Origin of the sequence: Pseudomonas sp. PS01300 (assembly GCF_029960155.1) — a bacterium.
GTDB lineage: Bacteria > Pseudomonadota > Gammaproteobacteria > Pseudomonadales > Pseudomonadaceae > Aquipseudomonas > Aquipseudomonas palmensis.
In genome coordinates this window covers 129,058-148,886 of sequence record NZ_JASCPN010000003.1, presented here as the reverse complement: position 1 = coordinate 148,886, position 19,829 = coordinate 129,058, and the positions used below count along the sequence as shown (strand labels likewise).

The 19,829-nt window shown below is 65.0% G+C and carries 21 protein-coding genes; 11 read left to right on the top strand and 10 right to left on the bottom strand.

The window, feature by feature from the left end; all coding sequences use genetic code 11:
• Positions 1–37 precede the first annotated feature (37 nt).
• From QMX96_RS03065 to QMX96_RS03055, 3 genes are read left to right on the top strand one after another with little or no spacing between them, the layout of a single operon-like run.
• The gene (locus QMX96_RS03065; RefSeq protein WP_282361169.1) at positions 38–1,027 is read left to right on the top strand and encodes a 2-hydroxyacid dehydrogenase; all 990 of its coding nucleotides are present in this window, start codon (positions 38–40) and stop codon (positions 1,025–1,027) included.
• 31 nt (positions 1,028–1,058) lie between these two features.
• Positions 1,059–1,496, top strand: a complete 438-nt coding sequence (locus QMX96_RS03060; protein ID WP_058541001.1) for a hypothetical protein — start codon at positions 1,059–1,061, stop codon at positions 1,494–1,496.
• 8 nt (positions 1,497–1,504) lie between these two features.
• Entirely contained in the window at positions 1,505–1,897 is a 393-nt protein-coding gene (locus tag QMX96_RS03055) for an META domain-containing protein (protein ID WP_078479811.1), read from the top strand.
• An 85-nt stretch (positions 1,898–1,982) separates the two neighbouring features.
• Here QMX96_RS03055 and QMX96_RS03050 read toward each other — a convergent pair whose 3' ends face one another.
• Entirely contained in the window at positions 1,983–2,447 is a 465-nt protein-coding gene (locus QMX96_RS03050; RefSeq protein ID WP_282361168.1) for a TlpA disulfide reductase family protein, read from the bottom strand.
• A gap of 87 nt (positions 2,448–2,534) precedes the next feature.
• Between QMX96_RS03050 and arsC the strand changes: the two genes are divergently transcribed.
• From arsC to QMX96_RS03035, 3 genes are read left to right on the top strand one after another with little or no spacing between them, the layout of a single operon-like run.
• The gene (arsC, locus tag QMX96_RS03045) at positions 2,535–2,888 is read left to right on the top strand and encodes an arsenate reductase (glutaredoxin) (protein WP_282361167.1); all 354 of its coding nucleotides are present in this window, start codon (positions 2,535–2,537) and stop codon (positions 2,886–2,888) included.
• Positions 2,885–3,490 carry an NAD(P)H:quinone oxidoreductase gene (gene wrbA / locus QMX96_RS03040; protein WP_282361166.1) on the top strand — a complete coding sequence of 202 codons (606 nt, stop codon included), beginning with the start codon at positions 2,885–2,887 and terminating at the stop codon, positions 3,488–3,490. Before arsC ends, wrbA begins: the two co-directional genes overlap by 4 nt.
• On the top strand, positions 3,483–3,896 hold the full coding sequence (locus tag QMX96_RS03035; RefSeq protein WP_043862568.1) for a DUF2069 domain-containing protein: 414 nt from the start codon (positions 3,483–3,485) through the stop codon (positions 3,894–3,896). The genes wrbA and QMX96_RS03035 overlap by 8 nt, the downstream gene beginning before the upstream one ends.
• Positions 3,897–3,992: 96 nt before the next feature.
• Here the strand turns inward: QMX96_RS03035 and QMX96_RS03030 are convergent, their stop codons facing one another.
• Positions 3,993–4,664 (bottom strand): DNA-3-methyladenine glycosylase I, encoded by a 672-nt coding sequence (locus tag QMX96_RS03030; RefSeq protein ID WP_054914703.1) that lies wholly within the window; start codon positions 4,662–4,664, stop codon positions 3,993–3,995.
• 5 nt (positions 4,665–4,669) lie between these two features.
• A complete protein-coding gene (ttcA, locus tag QMX96_RS03025) occupies positions 4,670–5,494 on the bottom strand; it encodes a tRNA 2-thiocytidine(32) synthetase TtcA (protein WP_043862570.1) in 825 nt (274 codons plus the stop codon).
• Positions 5,495–5,762: 268 nt separating this feature from the next.
• Here ttcA and QMX96_RS03020 point away from each other — a divergent pair, with 268 nt between their 5' ends.
• Both QMX96_RS03020 and QMX96_RS03015 read left to right on the top strand, forming a co-directional pair.
• A complete protein-coding gene (locus QMX96_RS03020; RefSeq protein WP_043862571.1) occupies positions 5,763–6,362 on the top strand; it encodes a Yip1 family protein in 600 nt (199 codons plus the stop codon).
• 128 nt (positions 6,363–6,490) lie between these two features.
• Positions 6,491–6,985 (top strand): SprT family zinc-dependent metalloprotease, encoded by a 495-nt coding sequence (locus QMX96_RS03015; RefSeq protein WP_043862572.1) that lies wholly within the window; start codon positions 6,491–6,493, stop codon positions 6,983–6,985.
• A 111-nt stretch (positions 6,986–7,096) separates the two neighbouring features.
• On the opposite strand, the gene QMX96_RS03010 is transcribed toward QMX96_RS03015, so the two are convergent.
• From QMX96_RS03010 to QMX96_RS02995, 4 genes are all read right to left on the bottom strand, one after another.
• Positions 7,097–8,425 (bottom strand): dicarboxylate/amino acid:cation symporter, encoded by a 1,329-nt coding sequence (locus tag QMX96_RS03010; protein ID WP_054914705.1) that lies wholly within the window; start codon positions 8,423–8,425, stop codon positions 7,097–7,099.
• A 298-nt stretch (positions 8,426–8,723) separates the two neighbouring features.
• Positions 8,724–10,070, bottom strand: a complete 1,347-nt coding sequence (locus QMX96_RS03005) for an ATP-binding protein (protein WP_043862574.1) — start codon at positions 10,068–10,070, stop codon at positions 8,724–8,726.
• Positions 10,067–10,744, bottom strand: coding sequence for a response regulator (locus tag QMX96_RS03000; RefSeq protein WP_043862575.1), 678 nt, complete (start codon positions 10,742–10,744; stop codon positions 10,067–10,069). Before QMX96_RS03000 ends, QMX96_RS03005 begins: the two co-directional genes overlap by 4 nt.
• 111 nt (positions 10,745–10,855) lie before the next feature.
• Positions 10,856–11,458 carry a membrane protein gene (locus QMX96_RS02995; RefSeq protein WP_043862576.1) on the bottom strand — a complete coding sequence of 201 codons (603 nt, stop codon included), beginning with the start codon at positions 11,456–11,458 and terminating at the stop codon, positions 10,856–10,858.
• Between the two features lie 132 nt (positions 11,459–11,590).
• Here QMX96_RS02995 and QMX96_RS02990 point away from each other — a divergent pair, with 132 nt between their 5' ends.
• Positions 11,591–12,382: a dienelactone hydrolase family protein gene (locus QMX96_RS02990; RefSeq protein ID WP_100633638.1), complete on the top strand. Its 792-nt coding sequence runs from the start codon at positions 11,591–11,593 to the stop codon at positions 12,380–12,382.
• Between the two features lie 101 nt (positions 12,383–12,483).
• Positions 12,484–13,185, top strand: a complete 702-nt coding sequence (locus QMX96_RS02985) for a 4'-phosphopantetheinyl transferase superfamily protein (RefSeq protein WP_282361165.1) — start codon at positions 12,484–12,486, stop codon at positions 13,183–13,185.
• A gap of 9 nt (positions 13,186–13,194) precedes the next feature.
• On the opposite strand, the gene QMX96_RS02980 is transcribed toward QMX96_RS02985, so the two are convergent.
• Genes QMX96_RS02980 through QMX96_RS02970 form a run of 3 tightly spaced genes read right to left on the bottom strand, consistent with a single transcriptional unit; the run spans position 13,195 to position 16,050 of the window.
• Positions 13,195–13,710: a (2Fe-2S)-binding protein gene (locus QMX96_RS02980; RefSeq protein WP_161493025.1), complete on the bottom strand. Its 516-nt coding sequence runs from the start codon at positions 13,708–13,710 to the stop codon at positions 13,195–13,197.
• Positions 13,697–15,328 carry an ATP-binding protein gene (locus QMX96_RS02975; protein ID WP_054914710.1) on the bottom strand — a complete coding sequence of 544 codons (1,632 nt, stop codon included), beginning with the start codon at positions 15,326–15,328 and terminating at the stop codon, positions 13,697–13,699. The genes QMX96_RS02980 and QMX96_RS02975 overlap by 14 nt, the downstream gene beginning before the upstream one ends.
• Positions 15,325–16,050 carry a response regulator transcription factor gene (locus tag QMX96_RS02970; RefSeq protein ID WP_043862581.1) on the bottom strand — a complete coding sequence of 242 codons (726 nt, stop codon included), beginning with the start codon at positions 16,048–16,050 and terminating at the stop codon, positions 15,325–15,327. Before QMX96_RS02970 ends, QMX96_RS02975 begins: the two co-directional genes overlap by 4 nt.
• 728 nt (positions 16,051–16,778) lie before the next feature.
• On the opposite strand from QMX96_RS02970, the gene QMX96_RS02965 reads away from it, so the two are divergent.
• The gene (locus tag QMX96_RS02965; RefSeq protein ID WP_043862582.1) at positions 16,779–19,667 is read left to right on the top strand and encodes a ribonucleoside-diphosphate reductase subunit alpha; all 2,889 of its coding nucleotides are present in this window, start codon (positions 16,779–16,781) and stop codon (positions 19,665–19,667) included.
• Positions 19,668–19,829: the final 162 nt, after the last annotated feature.

Below are 19,829 nucleotides of genomic sequence, written 5' to 3'. Positions count from 1 at the left end.
GTTACACTGACGGCATCCGACCCTTGGGAACCATGCCATGCAAGCCTTGCTCTTCAGCAGCCAACACTATGACCAGGACAGCTTCAGCAGCGCGCCAGGAGCCACGCAACTGGCGCTGCACTTTCAAGGCGCGCGCCTGACCGAAGACACCGCGGCACTGGCCGAAGGCTACGAGGTGGTGTGCGCGTTCATCAACGACGACCTCTCGGCGCCGGTGCTGAGCCGCCTCAAGGCCGGCGGCACGCGCCTGATCGCGCTGCGCTCGGCCGGCTACAACCATGTCGACCTGGCCGCCGCCAAGCGCCTTGGGCTGACGGTGGTGCGGGTGCCGGCCTACTCGCCGCATGCGGTGGCCGAACACGCCGTGGCCCTGATTCTTGCCCTCAATCGCCGCCTGCACCGTGCCTATAACCGCACTCGCGAGGGCGATTTCAGCCTGCACGGGCTGACCGGTTTCGACCTGCACGGCAAGACCGTCGGCGTGGTCGGCACCGGCCAGATCGGCCTGGCGTTTGCGCGGATCATGGCAGGCTTCGGCTGCCAGCTGCTGGCGTACGACCCCTACCCCAACGCCGAGGTGGAGGCGCTGGGTGCACGTTACCTGGACCTGCCGGAGCTGCTGCGCGAATCGCGCATCATCAGCCTGCACTGCCCGCTCACGCCGCAGACCCGGCACCTGATCAACCCGCAGAGCCTGGCCAGCCTGCAGCCGGGCGCCATGCTGATCAATACCGGGCGCGGCGCGCTGGTCGACACACCGGCGCTGATCGACGCGCTCAAGAGCGGCCAGCTCGGCTACCTGGGGCTGGACGTGTACGAGGAAGAGGCGCAGATCTTTTTCGAGGACCGCTCCGACCTGCCGTTGCAGGACGACGTGCTGGCGCGGCTGCTGACCTTCCCCAACGTGATCGTGACCGCGCACCAGGCCTTCCTGACCCGCGAGGCACTGGCGGCGATCGCCGCCACCACGCTGGAGAACATTGCCCGCTGGGCGGCAGGCAATCCGCAGAATCTGGTCGAGGGATGATGCTAGGATACGCGCCATATTTGGAGGACCCATGGTCGAACACGATTTCCGCTACACCCTGTTCAATCCGCAACACACCCTGATCGAATGCCGCTCGCTGGTACCCGGTCGCTATCAGGTCACCGGCAACGGTGGCTCGATCCAGAAAGGCGACGTACTGCTGGTGACCCTCAAGGGCAGCAAGACCCTGTCGATGCGCCTGACGGTCGAGACCGTGCGCCACCTGATCAACCCCACCGGCCAGTGGGTGGCGGTAGCGGCGGGCCCGGTGTTCGGCGAGCTGGCGATTCATGCATGGCAGGTCAACTGCGATGGCTGCCAGGCCACCCTGGACTTCGAATTCGCCGTGGATGCCAAACTGGGCACCAAGGCGCAGAAGCCGGCGGCCGTGGCGCGCATCGCCGAATTGGGTTGGTGCACACAGGGCGACAAGCACCTGTGCCCGAAATGCCAGGAGGCTGCAAAGTGAAACCCGTGATGGTCTGTGCAGCGGTGGTCGCGACCCTGGCCGGTTGCGCAGCCGAGCCGATGAAGCTGCAACAGGAACAGAGCTACGTGCTGGAGTGGATTGGCGAACGTCCGCTGATCGACTACAGCCACCTGACCCTGACGCTGGCCGAGGATGGCCGGGCGTATGGCAATGCCGGCTGCAACCACTGGTTTGCGCCGTATACGCTGGACGGCGAGAAACTCAGCTTTGGCCCGGTGGGCAGCACGCGCAAGCAGTGCGCGCCGGCGCTGATGGAGCAGGAAAAGCGCTTTCTGAAGGCGCTGGAGACCGTGCAACGCTGGGACATCTCGCCGATCGAGCAGGTGCGCTTCTGGCCCGAACAGGGCAAGCCACTGCGCTTCTGGCCTGAGGAAGGCTGACAGACCGCATCGCCTGCATCGCGGCCCAGGCCCGCCCCCACAACGCTGTGGGAGCGGGCTTGACCCGCGATGGGCGCACCGCCGATCAGGCGCCCTTTAGCAACTTGATCTTCTCGGCCAGCCCCTCGGCCGTCTGCTCGCCCATCAACTGCTCACGCACCTTGCCCTTGTCGTCGATGATGTAGGTCACCGGCAGCGCCTCGCTGCGCGGCAGGTCGTAGCGCTCGGCCGGGTCGTCGGCCAGCACGGTGAAGTCAATGCCCAGCGCCTGGCTGGCCTTTTTCAGCTCATCGCCGCGCAAGCCGTCGAAATTCACCCCCAGTACGGTGATCCCCTGCGCCTGCCAGTCCTTGGCGGCTGCGTTCAGTTCGGGGATCTCGGTGCGGCACGGCCCGCACCATTCGGCCCAGTAGTTGAGCACCACCCAGCGCCCTTCGATCTGCTCGGCTTTCACCGCATTGCCGTTCTGGTCGAGGCCGTAGTCCACACCGCATCCGCCGAGCAACAGGCTCGCGGTGATGGCCAGGGCTGCTGCCAATCGCCTTGTCATGGGTCAATCCTTCTTCAAGATTCAGGCAAAATGCCAATTCGCTGCGGTTAGAATAGCCGCCACCCCCTGCCGGATGCGACCCCGAACATGACCGAACTGACCCTGTATCACAACCCGCGCTGCTCCAAGTCCCGTGGCGCGCTGGAATTGCTCGAAGCCCGTGGCCTGACCCCGGAGGTGGTGCGCTACCTGGAAACCCCACCCGACGCCGCCACCCTCAAGGCCCTGTTCGGCAAGCTGGGCATCGGCGCGCGCCAGCTGCTGCGCAGTGGCGAAGACGAATACAAGACCCTGGGCCTGGCCGACCCGGCTCTGAGCGACGACCAGTTGATCGACGCCATGGCCCGGCACCCCAAGCTGATCGAACGCCCGATCCTGGTGGCGGGCAACAAGGCCGTGATTGGCCGGCCGCCCGAGAAGGTGCTGGAGATTCTGCCGTGAGCGCGCCCTATGTCCTGATCCTGTTCTACAGCCGCCACGGCTCCACCAGCGAAATGGCCCGGCAGATTGCCCGTGGCGTCGAACTGGGTGGGCTGGAGGCGCGCCTGCGCACGGTGCCGGCGATTTCCACCGAGTGTGAAGCGGTGGCCCCCGACATCCCCGAGAACGGCGCGCTGTATGCCACCCTCGACGACCTGCGCCATTGCTCGGGCCTGGCCCTGGGCAGCCCGACGCGCTTCGGCAACATGGCCGCGCCGCTCAAGTATTTCATCGACGGCACCAGCAGCCTGTGGCTGAGTGGCGGGCTGGTGGGCAAGCCAGCGGCGGCGTTCACCTCCACGGCCAGCCTGCATGGCGGCCAGGAGTCGACCCTGCTGTCGATGCTGCTGCCGCTGATGCACCACGGCATGCTGATCATGGGGCTGCCCTACAGCGAATCGGCCTTGCTCGACACCCGGGGCGGCGGCACGCCGTATGGCGCCAGCCACCATGCCGGGGCCGATGGCAAGCGCGACCTGGACGCCGACGAGATCGCCCTGTGCCGTGCCCTGGGCCAGCGCCTGGCGAGCACTGCCAAACTGCTGGAGAACGGCCGTGGCTAAGAAGCCCAAGGTGCTGCCGCCGCTGGAGTGGCTGGAGCCACGTGTGCGCGCTACCCGGGTGCTGAGCCTGGTGGCGTTTTTCAGCCTGATGGCGTTGCTGACGGTGAACAACCTGTGGTTCGCCAACCTGCACGGCGCGCGCGTGGGGGTGATCCTGGCCATCGAGCTGGTGCCGTTGCTGCTGGTGCTGCCGGGCATGCTGATGGGCAGTGCACGGGCCCATGCGTGGACGTGCTTCGTGGTGAACCTGTACTTCATCAAGGGCGTGCTGGCCGCGTTCGACCCGGCGCGGGCGCTGCTGGGGTGGCTGGAAGTGGGGATCAGCCTGGTGCTGTTCGTGAGTGCGCTGCTGTTTGTGCGCTGGCGCTTTCAGTATGAGCGGCGGGTGGCGGGGGAAGGCGTCTGATAGGCGGCGCGCCTATCGCGGGTCAAGCCCGCTCCCACAGGATTACCACGGTCCTTGTGGGAGCGGGCTTGACCCGCGATTGCGACACCGTCGATCTCAATGGTTGACGGTATACGCCAGCATCATCGACAACTGGCACATCGGCCGCCCGCTCTGGGCATGCCACTGGTTGAACGCCTGCTGCACGGTGGCCAGGTCGCGCTGGCTGGTCGGCTGCCGGTCGATCACATCCTGCGCCACCAGCGCCGCCACCACGTCATTGCTCGGCACGAAGGTGTCCTTGCCGACCATGCGCAGAAAACGCGGCGCCGACAGCCCGCCCATCTGGTTGCCCTGCTTGGCCAGGTACTTCCACAGGCCGACGATGTCGGTCACCGGCCAGTCGGCGATCAACGCACCGAAACTGCCCTTCTCCCTGGCCACGTCGAGCATGAACTGCGCATTGCGCGGCACGCTCTTGAGCTTGCCCAGGTGGCGGATGATGCGGGTGTCCTGCATCAGCCGCTCCAGGTGCTCGGCGCCCATCAGCACCACCTTCTCTGGGTCGAAGCCGAAGAACACCTGCTCGAACGCCGGCCACTTGGCGTCCACCAGGCTGTGCTTGAGCCCGGCGCGAAACACCCGCAGGGCCATGGTCGAGAGGTAGCGGTCGTCGCTGATCTGGCGCAGCTGCGCCGGGCTCAACGGCTCGGGCAGGTGCGCCTCGAGCGCCGCCGCCGAACCGAAGCGGTTCAGGCAGAATTCATGCAGCCACTGATAATCGCGCATGCCGGTCAGATGTTGAGCACATCGACGAACCGCGGGGTGGCGGTCTCATCGATGCGCAGGTTGGTGAAGTCGAACAGGTTGCGGTCCGCCAGCTGCGACGGCACCACGTTCTGCAGGCCGCGGAAGATGCTCTCGGTGCGTCCCGGGGTCTTGCGCTCCCACTCCACCAGCATGTCCTTGACCACCTGGCGCTGCAGGTTTTCCTGCGAGCCGCACAGGTTGCACGGGATGATCGGGAATTGCTTCATGTCCGAGTAGGCCTGGATGTCCTTCTCGGCGCAGTAGGCTAGCGGACGGATCACCACGTTGCGACCGTCGTCGGCGCGCAGCTTGGGCGGCATGGCCTTGAGCGTGCCGTTGAAGAACATGTTGAGAAAGAAGGTCTCGACGATATCGTCGCGGTGATGCCCCAGGGCCATCTTGGTCGCACCGATCTCGTCGGCGAAGGTGTACAGCGTGCCGCGACGCAGGCGCGAGCACAGCGAGCAGGTGGTCTTGCCTTCCGGGATCAGTTCCTTGACCACCGAATAGGTGTCTTTCTCGACGATGTGGTACTCGATGCCCAGGGTCGCGAGGTAGGCCGGCAGGATGTGCTCGGGGAAGCCTGGCTGCTTCTGGTCCATGTTGACCGCGACGATGTCGAACTTGATCGGCGCCACTTTCTGCAGGTGCAGCAGAACATCGAGCATGGTGTAGCTGTCTTTGCCGCCCGACAGGCAGACCATGACCTTGTCGCCCTCTTCGATCATGTTGAAGTCGGCGACGGCTTCGCCGGCAAGGCGACGCAGGCGTTTTTGCAGTTTGTTCTGGTTGACCGAAAGGGTGCCCATGGCGATTGAATCCGCAAGGTGTGACAAAAGCGGCACATTTTACGCACAAACCTGACGCTCGCGTAGCCCATCCGATAAAGACTGCAAGGAAATGAAGCGCCGCGCTTACAGCGCAATTTGCTCTAAAAAAGCGGATTTGTGCAGCGAACCCCTTCCTATACTGCGTCATAAGGCCACAGCAAGCGTGACCTGATCCCGTCAGGCCCAGCCACTGGGCCGCGCAAGCGCTCCGCTGGGGGGCGATGGCAACAACGAGGGAGTGACTGGCATGATCCATCACGTTCTGGGGCTGTTCACCCATCCTGACCAGGAATGGAAAGAAATCCGTGGCGAAGACGAAACCATCAGCCACATGTACCTGACCCACACCTTGATACTGGCGGCGATACCCGCCGTTTCCGCGTTCATCGGCACCACCCAGGTGGGCTGGGTGATCGGCAACCGCGCACCGGTCATGCTCACCGTCGACAGTGCGATCTGGATGACCGTGATGTCCTACCTGGCCATGCTGGGCGGCGTCGCGGTGATGGGCGCCTTCATCCACTGGATGGCGCGCACCTACGACGCCACCCCGAGCATGGCCCAGTGCATCGCGTTCGCCACCTACACCGCCACCCCGCTGTTCATCGGCGGCCTGGCGGCGCTGTACCCGCACCTGTGGCTGGGAATGATCGTCGGCACGGCAGCCATCTGCTACACGGTGTACCTGCTGTACGTGGGCCTGCCGACCTTCATGAACATCCCGTCCGACGAGGGCTTTCTGTTCTCGAGTTCGGTGCTGGCGGTGGGGCTGGTGGTGCTGGTTGCCATCATGGCCTTCACCGTGATCGTCTGGGGACTGGGCGTGGGGCCCGTCTATACCAGCTAGACAATACGCCAACCTAGGGGCTGTACCCATCAGGCCGCCGCAAGGCGGCTTGATGCTGTGCGGACCAGCGGTCTCGGCAGCGCCGCCCGGGTTGCGGCATAATTGCCGGCCAGGAGTGTCCAACCGATATGCCAGAGCTGCTCAATTCCCGCGTCGAAAGCTGTTACCAGCAAGCCGAAAGTTTTTTCAAGCGCCCCTTCCTGCGTCCCGAGGTGAGCTTCAAGCTGCGCGGGCAGAAGGCCGGTGTCGCGCACCTGCACGAAAACCTGCTGCGCTTCAACCTGCAGCTGTACCGCGAGAACAGTGAAGACTTCCTGCGCCAGACCGTGCCCCACGAAGTCGCGCACCTGGTGGCGCATCAACTGTTCGGCGACCGCATCCAGCCCCATGGCGAGGAGTGGCAGCTGATCATGCGCGGGGTGTACGAGCTGCCACCCAACCGCTGCCACAACTATGCAGTCAAGCGCCGCAGCGTGACCCGCTACATCTACAAGTGCCCATGTGCGGGCAGTGACTTTCCGTTCTCGGCGCAGCGCCACGGGCTGGTGCGCCAGGGGCGGCGGTATCTGTGCCGGCGGTGTCGGCAGACGCTGGTGTTCACCGGCGAGACGCGGGTGGAGTAGACGCTTCGCCGGCAAGCCAGCGCCCTGCAGGAGCCGGCCTTGCGGCGAAGACGCCTGCACAGGCGCAAAAAAAAGCCCATCCGAAGATGGGCTTTTTGCGTTTGGCTAACCTCAGCCCTGGCGTACCGCACCTTCGGCGACACCCAGGTCGTCGGTAGGACGGGTGTCGACCAGCGGCGAACCACCCGAAGCCAGCTCGGCTTGCAGCTTGTCTTCGTCCAGCTCGTTGACCCACTTGGCCACCACCACGGTTGCCACCGCGTTGCCGATCAGGTTGGTCAGGGCGCGGGCTTCGGACATGAAGCGGTCGATACCCAGGATCAGCGCCAGGCCGGCAACCGGCAGGTGGCCGACCGCCGACAGGGTCGCGGCCAGCACGATGAAGCCGCTGCCGGTAACGCCTGCAGCACCCTTGGAGGCCACCAGCAGCACCAGCAGCAGGGTGATCTGGTGGGTGATGTCCATGGTGGTGTCGGTGGCCTGGGCGATGAACACCGCAGCCATGGTCAGGTAGATCGAGGTGCCGTCCAGGTTGAACGAGTAGCCGGTCGGGATCACCAGGCCAACCACCGATTTCTTCGCGCCCAGACGCTCCATCTTGGCCAGCATGCGTGGCAGGGCCGACTCGGACGACGAGGTGCCGAGCACGATCATCAGCTCTTCACGGATGTAGCGGATCAGCTTGAGTACGCTGAAGCCGTGGGCACGGGCGATACCGCCCAGAATCACCAGGATGAACAGCAGGCAGGTGATGTAGAAGCAGGCCATCAGGTAGCCCAGCTGCACCAGCGAACCCACGCCGTACTGGCCGATGGTGAAGGCCATGGCACCGAAGGCACCGATCGGGGCCAGCTTCATGATCATGTTGATGATGTTGAACATGACGTGGGCGAAGCGGTCGATCAGGTCCAGCAGCGGCTTGCCGTAGGCACCCAGGCGGTGCAGGGCGAAACCGAAGATCACCGAGAACATCAGCACCTGCAGGATGTCGCCGTTGGCGAAGGCACCGACCACGGTGTTGGGGATGATGTTGAGCAGGAAGCCGACGGTGGTCTGCTGCGCACCGGCGGCGGCATAGGCAGCCACGCTGCTGGCGTTGAGGGTGGTCACGTCGATGTGCATGCCGGCACCCGGCTTGACCACGTTGACCACGACCAGGCCGATGATCAGCGCGATGGTCGAGACGATTTCGAAGTAGAGCAGCGCGTAGCCGCCGGTCTTGCCGACCGATTTCATGCTCTGCATGCCGGCGATGCCGCTGACCACGGTGCAGAAGATGATGGGGGCGATGACCATCTTGATCAGTTTGACGAAACCGTCACCCAGCGGCTTGAGCGCCACACCGGTGTCGGGATAGAAGTGACCCAGCAAGATACCGATGGTGATGGCGATGATCACCTGGATATACAGCGATTTGTACAGCGGCTGACGCGTCGTCATGGCTATTTTCCTCAATGTGCCGGCCCATCCTTCCCAGGAGGCGATCGGCACCTAAAGCGCGAACCCTCCTGCATTGGAGGGATTTGTTGTGTCGAGCTGCGTGGCAATGCTCTGCGGAGTCAATAGCAAGGCTGATGCCAGGATGTGCCAAGGCGGTGCAAACACCCTGTTTCAGGGCATTTCGTGCACCGCAAGGCAGCAAGGCAGGACGCGCCAGTTGGCGGATTTCCGCCCGGCACTCAAAGAATAGACCCGATGATGGCGGTAATCCGCCCACTGGGCGGAATGTGGCAGGCGCTCAGTCGAGCGGAAAGCGGATACGGAAGGCAGCGCCGCCCAGGGGCGAATCGTCGAGAGTGAGGGTGGCGTCGTAGCTCTCGATGATGTCCTTGACCACCGCCAGGCCGATGCCCTGCCCCGGGTACTGGCGATCGAGGCGCTCGCCCCGCTGCAGGATACGTTCGCGCTGGTGCACCGGTACGCCGGGGCCGTCGTCCTCGACACACAGCTCCAGCGCCGTGTCGCTGACCCGCAGGCTGATGCGGATCTGCCCCAGGCACAGACGGTAGGCGTTTTCCAGCAGGTTGCCGAGCAGTTCGAGCAATGCGCCCTGCTCCATGGGTACCAGTGCCTGGTCGGGCACTGCATAGGTGATGTGCACCTGCTTGTCGCGGTAGACCTTGGCCAGGGTGCTGCACAGGCTGTCGAGCAGCGGGTGCAAGGCCACCTGGTGGCGCACCAGGCCGCTCTTGCGCAGGCTGGCGCGCTGCAACTGGTAGTCGATCTGCTGGCTCATGCGCTCGATCTGGCTCTGCAGCACCCGCGCCTGCTCGCGCTCGCCTTCGCGCTGGGCCATGCTTTCGCTGACCCCTTGCAGCACCGCCAGCGGGGTCTTGAGGCTGTGCGCCAGGTCATCCAGCGAGTCGCGGTAGCGCCCGCGCTGCTCGCGCTCGCTGCGCAGCAGGCGGTTGAGCGAGCCGGTCAGGCGCAACAGCTCGCGCGGGTGTTCGGCACTGAGGCCCTCGCGGGCGCCGGACTCCACGTCGTCCAGCTCCACGCTCATGCGCCGCAGCGAGCGCAGGCCCCAGGTCAGCCCGGCCCAGAGCAGCAGCATCAGGGCCAGCAGCGCCGCGCCAAAGCCCAGGTAGAGCTTCTCTTGCAGGCCGTTGAGGGTTTGCTGGTACTCGCGCACCGGTTGCAGGGCAACGATGCTGAAGGCCGCGCTCTTGCCGCCCAGCAGCTTGACCTCCACGTCATAGACGAAGAACTCCTCGCCGTGGTCCTGGCGGATGCGCGCGAACTCGTTGCCGCGTCCGTCGTAGCGGGGTGTGTAGTTGATGTTCTCGTCGTTGGTGGCACGCGAACGCCACACCAGGTTGCCCTGGCGGTCGTAGATGTAGCCGAGCAGGCGGCTGTCGGGCAGGTTGAATTTCTCGTCCGGCAGCAGATCGGGCATCTGCAGCTTGCCGCCGTCTATGCGCGCCGCCGAGATCAGCGTGGTCACGTCCGAGGCCAGGCGCTGCTCGATGGACTCCTGCAGGGCCAGGCTGAAAGCCTTCTGCAGGGCCGGCAACAGGGCCAGCATGAACAGCAGCGCCAGCACCGCTGCGGCCAGCATCAGGCGCAGGCGCAGCGAACGAATCACAGGCAGCGCTCGGTGAACAGGTAGCCCAGGCCACGTACCGTGTCGATGGGCTTGAAGCCGTTGTCGCCCTCGAGCTTGCGGCGCAGGCGGCCGATCAGCACTTCTATCACGTTGGGGTCACGCTCGCCGTCGTCGGGGTACAGCTGCTCCATCAGACGGTCCTTGGCCACCACCTGCTGGTGATGGCGCATCAGGTATTCGAGGATGCGGTATTCGTAGGCGGTCAATGCCAGGGGCTGGTCATCGAGCAGCGCCTGCTTGCGGTTGAGGTCCAGGCGCAGGGGGCCGGCGATGATGGTCGACTGGGTGAAGCCGCTGGAGCGGCGCAGCAGCGCATTCAGGCGCGCCTCCAGCTCTTCGAACTGGAACGGCTTGACCACGTAGTCGTCGGCACCGGCGGCCAGGCCTTCGACCTTGTCCTGCCAGTTGCCACGGGCGGTGAGAATCAGGATAGGAAATGTCTTGCCCTGGCTGCGCAGTTGGCGGATCAGGTCCAGCCCGCTCATGCCCGGCAGGCCCAGGTCGACGATGGCCAGGTCGTGATTGAACTGTTCGGCCTGGTACAGCGCCTCCTCGGCATTGGCCACCGCTTCGACCACATGCCCGCTTTCGCTCAGACGGCTGAACAGGTGATGCCGCAACAGGGCTTCATCCTCGACCACCAGCAGTTTCATACGCTCCTCCATAACCAGGCCCGGCCTGCTTGGCCGGGCATCTCGCTACATAACGGCAGAATAACAGCGAACCGGCCAGAGTGAAGGCCGGTTCGGGTATTGCGCGGGGGTTCAGAACAGGTAGTTGGCCGACAGGTAGGTTTGCGCGCTGCTTTTCAGGCGCAGGGCACCGAGCTTGTCGCCGTCGTGCTCGGACAGTTCGGTGGTGGCGTTGCTGCGCAGGTAGCGGTAGCCCAGCTCGACCGAAGCATTGCTGCTGACCTGTTGCAGTACGCCGGCCTGCAGGCCGTAGGCGTAGCCGGTGTCGGTGTCGCGGCTGTAGCCGGAGGATTCCTGGCTGAGCTTGGTCACGCCCAGGCTCGCACCGCCGAATGCCTTGGTGCTGCTACCCAGCGGATAGAACACGTCGTAGCTGCCCAGCAGGTTTTCCTGGCGCATTTTCAGGCCGCTGTGGTTGTTGGAGACGTTGTCATAGGTGAGGTAGTAGCGGCCCTGGTCGTTCTGCTGACCAATGCGCGCACCCCAGGTGCCGTCCTTGCTGATGATGCCGTCGGTGTTGAGGTGGTCGGTGTTGCTGCTGAGCAGGCCGGACTTCTTGATCTTGTCGCTGGTCTGGCCGTAGGTGAGGCCGGCGAAGGTGGTGTCGGCAGCCTGTACCAGGGAGCTGGCACCCAGCATGGTGATGGCGATCAGTACGGTATTGAGGCTTTTCATGAGTGTGTACTCCAGAGTGATGCGCGGTGTTTGTGTGGGAGCTAGAGTAAGCAGGGCGCCCTGAACCGCCGCTGAATGCTGGCTGAACCCCGGCTGAACGAGCGGGCATCAACGGAAAAAAGGAGACTGACCATGCGTTACCTGCTCGCACTTGCCCTGATCGGCGCCACTGGCCTGGCCCAGGCTGCGGTGCAAACCCGCCAGATCGACTACCAGGACGCCGACGGCAAGCGCCTGGTGGGCTACTACGCCTATGACGACGCCGTGAAGGGCGAACGTCCCGGGGTGGTGGTGGTGCACGAATGGTGGGGGCTGAACGACTATGCCAAGCGCCGTGCCCGCGACCTGGCCGGGCTGGGCTACAGCGCGCTGGCCATCGACATGTATGGCGACGGCAAGAACACCGAGCACCCGGCCGATGCGCAGGCGTTCATGGCGGCGGCCCTGAAAAACCCGAAGACGGCGGCAACACGCTTCGATGCCGGGGTCGAGTTGCTGAAGATCCAGCCGCAGACCAACCCCGACAAGATCGCCGCCATCGGCTACTGCTTCGGCGGCAAGGTGGTGCTGGACGCTGCGCGGCGCAGTGAGCCGCTGGCGGGGGTGGCGAGCTTTCACGGAGCGCTGGTGACGGCCACGCCGGCAACCAGCGGCAGTGTGAAGGCGCCGTTGCTGGTGGAGCATGGCGCCAGCGACAGCATGGTCACGCCCGAGCAGGTGGCTGCGTTCAGGAAGGAGATGGAGGCAGCCGGCGCCGACCTGAAGTTCGTGAGCATCCCGGGGGCCAAGCATGGCTTCACCAACCCGGATGCCGACCGCCTGAGCCACGGCGAGCACGGCGGGCCGGATATCGGCTATGACAAGGCCGCCGATGAAAGCTCGTGGGCAGACCTGCAGGTGTTCTTGAAGAAGGTGTTTGACTGAAGCCCGCTTGGCGGCAACGCTGGCTCCTGCGGCAGGCCGCGTGAACCTGTAGGCGCCAGCGTTGCTGGCGAAGGCTCGTGGGCCACGGCACAATAGCGCCCATGAATCGACTCCCGCACTGCTGCGCCCCGCTCCAGCACCACTGGCCCCTGCCCCACCCGGTCCCCGGTGCGGTGCTGGTCAGCTGCGCCTTCGACCCGGCCAACCTCGCCGCCGATGACTTCCGGCGCGCCGCCATCGAACCCACCCCCAGCCTGCAACGCTCGGTGGCCAAGCGTCAGGCCGAGTACCTGGCCGGCCGCGTGTGCGCCCGCGCCGCCCTGCAGCGCCTGGACGGGCGCGACTACCTGCCCGCCACCGGCGACGACCGCGCCCCCCTATGGCCGGCCGGCATCAGCGGCTCGATCACCCACGGCAAGGGCTGGGCGGCCGCCGTGGTGGCCCGCAGCAGCGACTGCCAGGGCCTGGGCCTGGACCAGGAAAACCTGCTGGAGACCGAACGCGCCGAACGCCTGATGGGCGAAATCCTCACTGCCGATGAGCTGCAGCGCATGGACCGCAGCCAGCTGAGCCTGACCACCACGCTGACCTTCTCCCTCAAGGAAAGCCTGTTCAAGGCGCTGTACCCCATAGTGCGCAAGCGCTTCTATTTCGAGCACGCCGAACTGCTGGAGTGGTCCGCCAATGGCCACGCCCGCCTGCGCCTGCTCACCGACCTGTCGCCGCTGTGGTGCCACGGCCGGGAAATCCAGGGGCAGTTCAGCCTGCAGGGCGATCAGTTGCTGAGCCTGGTCAGCGTGTGAGCCGCAGGCTTACAGCGGGCACTGCGCGCAGCGCCCAACCCACTCGACCTTGTAGCTCAGGCAACAGGTGCGCCTGACCCGCCGCCCGTCAGGGGTGTAGCGCACCGCGCCGTACAGCGGGTTGCCGGGCGTATCCAGCAACCGCTGGACCTCGGGCCGCTCACCTGCAATCTGCTCCAGGCAGTCACCGGCATTGCCCCACAACACCGCCGCCGGCACGCTGCCCAGCACCACCAGTTGCTCGACGATGGCTGGCAGGTGCCGTTCCAGTACCGCCACCACACCGCCCACCGCCGCGGACGTCGACAGGTCGGTTGGCAGGCCGCGCCCATCCAGCGTCACCGCCAGCGCCTGAACCTGCAACGGGGCGCGCCCGACCAGGGCCGCACGCCACAGCACGGCGAAGTAGTACTTGGACCATTGCGACACCAGCACCGGCCGTTGCGCCGGCATCAGCTCGGGGCCGTACAGCCCCAGCAGCAGGGCATCGAAGGCGTCGGGGCGCAACAGCTCAGCGAGCCTCAAGGCCGTCCTCCTGCGCCTGCTCCGCGTCATGCGCGCGTGGCCAGCTCAGGCTGAAGCAGGCACCACCCAGGCGCTCGCTCTTGCCGATCAGGGCGCGCCCGGCATGCCAGTAGATGATCCGCCGCACGATCGACAAGCCCAGCCCGTGCCCGCCAGAGGCGCGGGTACGGCTGTCGTCCAGGCGGGTAAAGGGCGTGAAGATGCGCGACCAGGCGCTTTGTGGCACCCCCGGCCCATCGTCCTCGACGTCGATGCGACAGCGCTGGGCGCCCAGTTGATAGCTCAGGCTGACCTGCGACTCGGCGTGGCGCATCGCATTGCTCACCAGGTTCTGCAGGGCGCGGTGCAGGTAGCGCGGCTCGGCCTCGACCCACGCCCCCTGCTCGCCGCCCTGGCACGGCCCGCGCAGCACCCGCACCTCGCGGCGCAGCGGCGCCAGTTCGGCAATCACCTGGTCGAGCAAGGCGTCCAGGTCGATACGCTGGAAGTTCAGGGCCGGCGCCCCTTGCTCAAGACGTGCGTAGGTGAGCATCTCGTCGACCAGTCGGTCGAGGTCCTGAATGTCGTTGTCCATGCCCAGCAGGTATTTCTCGCGGGCGTGCTCGCTGCTGGCGTTCTCGACCATCTCCAGGCCAAAGCGCAGGCGCGCCACCGGGGTGCGCAGCTCATGGGACACCGCCCGCACCAGTTCGCGCTGCATGTTCAGCGATTGCTGCAGGTGCCCGGCCATATGGTTGAACGCCGCGGCCAGGCGCCCCACCGAGTCGGCGTCGTCCGCTGCCACGCGCACGTCCAGGCTACCCTGGGCAATCTGCGTGGCCGCCGCCTCCAGGCCCGACAGACGCCGCTCCAGCTGGCGCACCAGCAGGTACACGATCAGGCCGATCAGGCACAGCCCCAGCGCCGCGATTACCAGCAGCATCTGCGGTGGATACGGGTTCATCTGATACAGCGGCCCGATCTCCAGCACCCAGGGCGTGGCCACCATGCCGGCGAACACGCGGATCGAGTTGCCGTCCTTGCCCAGCGCCATCACGGTGTCGCCTTCGTCGACGCGACGGCGCTGGTCGCCGTCCATGTCGGTCTGGTCGAGGCTGAGCAGGCGCAGGTCGAAGCCGAACCCCTTGCTCTGCTTGAGTTCGGCCAGGCGCTGCGGCTGCTCGCCCACCGGGTAGCGCACCAGTTCGTCGGCCAGCAGGTAGATGGTGGCGCGGGCCAGTTGCTCGCTGATCTGCTGCACCTCGCCGGTCAGCAACAGGTTCTGCCCGCGCACCTGGCGCAGCACCCGCGCCGCATGGGGGCCGGTGCGCTGCACCAGCACATGCCCGCGTTGCAGGCGGGTGCGCTGGCTGCCGTCGAGGGCGGCCTGATCGATCGAGGCGAGGGCCAGCGGAATGCCCAGCAGGCGCCCCCATATCGCCAGCGCCCGGGTACGCTCCACATCGCTCATGGGGGCCAGGTTGTCGGCCATCAGGGTAAAGGTGCCGTGGGCCAGGCGCTCGCGGTACTGCTCGGCACGCACCTCGTTGAGCAGGTGCAGGCTGAGCGCGCCCAGCAACGCCACCAGCACCAGGGCGGCCAGCATGCCTCCGTAGATGCGCAGGAAGATCGAGTTCATTCAACCAGGCCCAGCGCCTGGGCAGCCTCGCCCACGAACAGGTAGCCTTTGCTGCGCACCGTCTTGATCATGCGCGGGTGGTCGGGGTCGTCGCCTATCTTGGGGCGGATGCGCGAAATGCGCACATCGATGGAGCGGTCCTGGCCGTCATAGCCCACCCCGCGCAGGGAGGTAAAGATCTCTTCGCGGGACAGGATGCGCCCCGCGTTGCTCACCAGCAGCCACAGCAGGTCGAACTCGGCAGCGGTCAGCTCGATGCCGTTGTCGCCAAGCCAGGCTTCGCGCAGGGTGTTGTCCACCCGCAGCGGGCCGAACTGCAGGCTCTGGCGCTCGCCCGTGGTGGCCGGCACCTCGGTGCGACGCAGCAAGGCGTTGATCCGCGCCAGCAACAGGCGCGGGCGCACCGGCTTGCACACGTAATCGTCGGCGCCCAGGTCCAGGCCCTGCACCTGGTCCAGGTCCTCGCTGCGCGCGGTGAGCATCAGGATGACCCCGTTGTACCGCGTGCGCACCTTGCGGCAGATGCTCAGGCCGTCCTCGCCGGGCAGCATCAGGTCGAGGATCACCAGGTCTGGCTGCTCGGCCACGATGCGCGCCGCCGCCTTCGCCCCATCGCCCTCCACCGCCACGTCGAAGCCATTGGCTTGCAGGTAGTCACGGGTCAGCTCGGCTAGACGCTCGTCATCCTCGACGATCAACACCTGACTGTTGGGCTGCTGCACGGATCACCTCGGCTGGGCTTTTTATTGTTGGAGTGAAGCCCTTCAATAAAGGGCAACATTGGCCCGCGATACTACCACTGCCGGGCGCCGGAAAAAGCCGCGCCAAAGTCGCTGGACAAGTGTGTTTTTTGTGATAGGGTTCGCGCCCTCAAAAATGCCCCTGCGACGCTTTGCCCGGGCAAAAAAAGAGTGACGAGCGGTGGAATGGCGGTGGGACGCGGCCTACAAGGCTTTGCCCATAATCACGCACAATCTACCCACACGTTATCCACAGGCCACTGCCTTGCAATACCCCCGATACCGCATTATCTTGTATCCCCAGCGCGACAAAACACTACATGTTGGGTTTTGAACAAAAATCCAAGCACAAGTGGAGCAGAGAACTCAAGCCTTCAAAGGCGCTTTTTTTGCTTGAACTTTGATTGAAATTCGCAGCCAAACCGCTCCTGCGGAAGGCGACCGGTGCAAGCCCGCGACGGGCCTTGTTTCGGGTACGGGTGTTGCAAGTGCATCCCCGTCAGCAACAGTTTTTGGGCCGTGGCCCAGAACCTTTGACTTCGGCCAGGGAGCGGCAAGCGATTGCCCCTTTTTTTCCTGATCTGTCCCGAAGTCGGTAGACCCTGCCCGGCCAGGCGCGCATGCGCCGGTGGGCAAGTTGGCGAGCTTTCGGACGGAACGGTAGGTGCCCAAAAGGCATCTGAACAAACATAGAGAACGTGGAGACACCCATGCAAACCGACACAACTCGCGAGAACCCGCAGGCGCTGGCGCCGCAGGCCGCTGATTCGAACCAGGATCTGGCTGCCACCGCCCCCGGCCAACTGCGCGTGATCAAGCGTAACGGCACTGTCGTCGCCTACACCGACGACAAGATCACCGTGGCCATCACCAAAGCGTTCCTCGCAGTTGAAGGCGGCACCGCTGCCGCCTCGTCGCGCATCCACGATACCGTCGCCCGCCTGACCGAGCAGGTCACCGCCACCTTCAAGCGTCGCATGCCTTCGGGCGGCACCATCCATATCGAAGAGATCCAGGACCAGGTCGAACTGGCCCTGATGCGCGCCGGCGAGCAGAAAGTCGCCCGTGACTACGTGATCTACCGTGACCAGCGTGCCAAGGAGCGTGCCACCCGCACTCCGGCCGACGCCTCGGTACAGCCGCACCCGAGCATCCGCATCAGCCTGGCCGACGGCAGCTTCGCGCCGCTGGACATGAACCGCCTGAACACCATCATCACCGAGGCCTGCGAAGGCCTGGCCGAAGTCGATGGCGAGCTGATCCAGCGCGAAACCCTGAAGAACCTGTACGACGGCGTGGCCATCAAGGACGTCAACACCGCCCTGGTGATGACCGCCCGTACCCTGGTAGAGCGCGAGCCGAACTACTCGTTCGTCACCGCCCGCCTGCTGATGGACACCCTGCGTGCCGAAGGCCTGAGCTTCCTCGAAGTGGCCGACAGCGCCACCCACCACGAAATGGCCGAGCTGTACGCCAAAGCGCTGCCTGCCTACGTGGCCAAGGGCGTGCAGTTCGAACTGCTCAACCCTGCCCTGGCCGACTTCGACCTGGAGCGTCTGGGCAAGGCGATCAACCACGAGCGCGACCAGCAGTTCACCTACCTGGGCCTGCAGACCCTCTACGACCGCTACTTCATCCACAAGGATGGCGTGCGCTTCGAGCTGCCACAGGTGTTCTTCATGCGCGTGGCCATGGGCCTGGCGCTGGAAGAGAAAGACAAGGAAGCCCGTGCGATCGAGTTCTACAACCTGTTGTCGTCGTTCGACTACATGGCCTCGACCCCGACCCTGTTCAACGCCGGCACCCTGCGTCCGCAGCTGTCGAGCTGCTACCTGACCACCGTGCCGGACGACCTGTCGGGCATCTACCACGCGATCCACGACAACGCCATGCTGTCGAAATTCGCCGGTGGCCTGGGCAACGACTGGACCCCTGTGCGTGCACTGGGCTCCTACATCAAGGGCACCAACGGCAAGTCCCAGGGCGTCGTGCCCTTCCTCAAGGTGGTCAACGACACCGCTGTTGCGGTCAACCAGGGCGGCAAGCGCAAGGGCGCGGTCTGTGCCTACCTGGAAACCTGGCACCTGGATATCGAAGAATTCATCGAGCTGCGCAAGAACACCGGTGATGACCGTCGTCGTACCCACGACATGAACACCGCCAACTGGATCCCCGACCTGTTCATGAAGCGTGTCTTCGATGACGGCAAGTGGACCCTGTTCTCGCCAAGCGAAGTACCAGACCTGCACGACCTGACCGGCAAGGCCTTCGAAGAGCGCTACGAGTACTACGAAGCCCTGACCGAGTACAACAAGATCAAGGTGTTCAAGACCGTCCAGGCCAAAGACCTGTGGCGCAAGATGCTGTCGATGCTGTTCGAGACCGGCCACCCGTGGCTGACCTTCAAGGACCCGTGCAACCTGCGTTCGCCGCAGCAGCACGTGGGCGTGGTCCACAGCTCGAACCTGTGCACCGAGATCACCCTGAACACCAACAAGGACGAGATCGCGGTCTGCAACCTGGGCTCGATCAACCTGCCGAACCACATCGTCGACGGCAAGCTGGACACCGCCAAGCTGCAGCGCACCGTGAACACTGCCGTGCGCATGCTCGACAACGTGATCGACATCAACTACTACTCCGTGCCGCAGGCGCGCAACTCGAACCTCAAGCACCGCCCTGTGGGCCTGGGCATCATGGGCTTCCAGGACGCGCTGTACCTGCAGCACATCCCGTACGGTTCGGACGCTGCGGTCGAGTTCGCCGACAAGTCGATGGAAGCGGTCAGCTACTACGCGATCCAGGCCTCCTGCGACCTGGCCGATGAGCGTGGCGCCTACGAGACGTTCCAGGGTTCGCTGTGGTCCAAGGGCATCCTGCCACTGGACTCGCAACAGATCCTGATCGAGCAACGTGGCCAGCAGTACATCGATGTCGACCTGAACGAGAGCCTGGACTGGGCACCGGTACGTGCCCGTGTGCAGAAAGGCATTCGCAACTCGAACATCATGGCCATCGCACCGACCGCGACCATCGCCAACATCACCGGCGTTTCGCAGTCGATCGAGCCGACCTACCAGAACCTGTACGTGAAATCGAACCTGTCGGGCGAGTTCACCGTGATCAACCCGTACCTGGTCCACGACCTGAAGGCCCGCGGCCTGTGGGACTCGGTCATGATCAACGACCTGAAGTACTACGATGGTTCGGTGCAGCAGATCGAGCGCATTCCGCAGGAGCTCAAGGACCTGTACGCCACCGCGTTCGAAGTCGAGACCAAATGGATCGTCGATGCAGCCAGCCGTCGCCAGAAGTGGATCGACCAGGCCCAGTCGCTGAACCTGTACATTGCCGGCGCTTCGGGCAAGAAGCTGGACGTGACCTACCGCATGGCCTGGTACCGTGGCCTGAAAACCACCTACTACCTCCGTGCCCTGGCCGCCACCAGCACCGAGAAGTCGACCATCAGCACCGGCAAGCTCAACGCCGTGTCCAGCGGTGGCGACAGCGCCCCGGTCCAGGCAGCAGCGCCAGCCGGCCCTGCCCCAGTGCCAAAAGCCTGCGCGATCGACGAGCCAGACTGCGAAGCCTGCCAGTAAGGCCTGAAGGCGCCGCTTGCAAGCGGCGCCTTGCGCCTACCCTGTAGGCGCTGGCCTTGCCAGCGAAGAGGTCGGCACAACCACCGGCCTCTATCGCCGAACACCCAGGTGCGGGTCACCCCGCCCTCCCCGAGGGGCTGCGCCCCCGGAAGCATTCCAAGA

Excerpts from the sequence above, each read along its gene's own strand:
- QMX96_RS03015 (WP_043862572.1), top strand. The coding sequence starts at position 6,491 with ATGCCAGAGCTGCTCAATTCCCGCGTCGAAAGCTGTTACCAGCAAGCC.
- QMX96_RS02975 (WP_054914710.1), bottom strand. The coding sequence starts at position 15,328 with ATGAACTCGATCTTCCTGCGCATCTACGGAGGCATGCTGGCCGCCCTG.
- QMX96_RS02985 (WP_282361165.1), top strand. The coding sequence starts at position 12,484 with ATGAATCGACTCCCGCACTGCTGCGCCCCGCTCCAGCACCACTGGCCC.
- QMX96_RS02965 (WP_043862582.1), top strand. The coding sequence starts at position 16,779 with ATGCAAACCGACACAACTCGCGAGAACCCGCAGGCGCTGGCGCCGCAG.
- QMX96_RS03030 (WP_054914703.1), bottom strand. The coding sequence starts at position 4,664 with ATGCGCGATTATCAGTGGCTGCATGAATTCTGCCTGAACCGCTTCGGT.
- ttcA (WP_043862570.1), bottom strand. The coding sequence starts at position 5,494 with ATGGGCACCCTTTCGGTCAACCAGAACAAACTGCAAAAACGCCTGCGT.
- arsC (WP_282361167.1), top strand. The coding sequence starts at position 2,535 with ATGACCGAACTGACCCTGTATCACAACCCGCGCTGCTCCAAGTCCCGT.
- QMX96_RS03020 (WP_043862571.1), top strand. The coding sequence starts at position 5,763 with ATGATCCATCACGTTCTGGGGCTGTTCACCCATCCTGACCAGGAATGG.
- QMX96_RS03055 (WP_078479811.1), top strand. The coding sequence starts at position 1,505 with ATGGTCTGTGCAGCGGTGGTCGCGACCCTGGCCGGTTGCGCAGCCGAG.
- QMX96_RS03000 (WP_043862575.1), bottom strand. The coding sequence starts at position 10,744 with ATGAAACTGCTGGTGGTCGAGGATGAAGCCCTGTTGCGGCATCACCTG.
- QMX96_RS02995 (WP_043862576.1), bottom strand. The coding sequence starts at position 11,458 with ATGAAAAGCCTCAATACCGTACTGATCGCCATCACCATGCTGGGTGCC.
- QMX96_RS03010 (WP_054914705.1), bottom strand. The coding sequence starts at position 8,425 with ATGACGACGCGTCAGCCGCTGTACAAATCGCTGTATATCCAGGTGATC.
- QMX96_RS03065 (WP_282361169.1), top strand. The coding sequence starts at position 38 with ATGCAAGCCTTGCTCTTCAGCAGCCAACACTATGACCAGGACAGCTTC.
- QMX96_RS02990 (WP_100633638.1), top strand. The coding sequence starts at position 11,591 with ATGCGTTACCTGCTCGCACTTGCCCTGATCGGCGCCACTGGCCTGGCC.
- QMX96_RS03060 (WP_058541001.1), top strand. The coding sequence starts at position 1,059 with ATGGTCGAACACGATTTCCGCTACACCCTGTTCAATCCGCAACACACC.
- QMX96_RS03050 (WP_282361168.1), bottom strand. The coding sequence starts at position 2,447 with ATGACAAGGCGATTGGCAGCAGCCCTGGCCATCACCGCGAGCCTGTTG.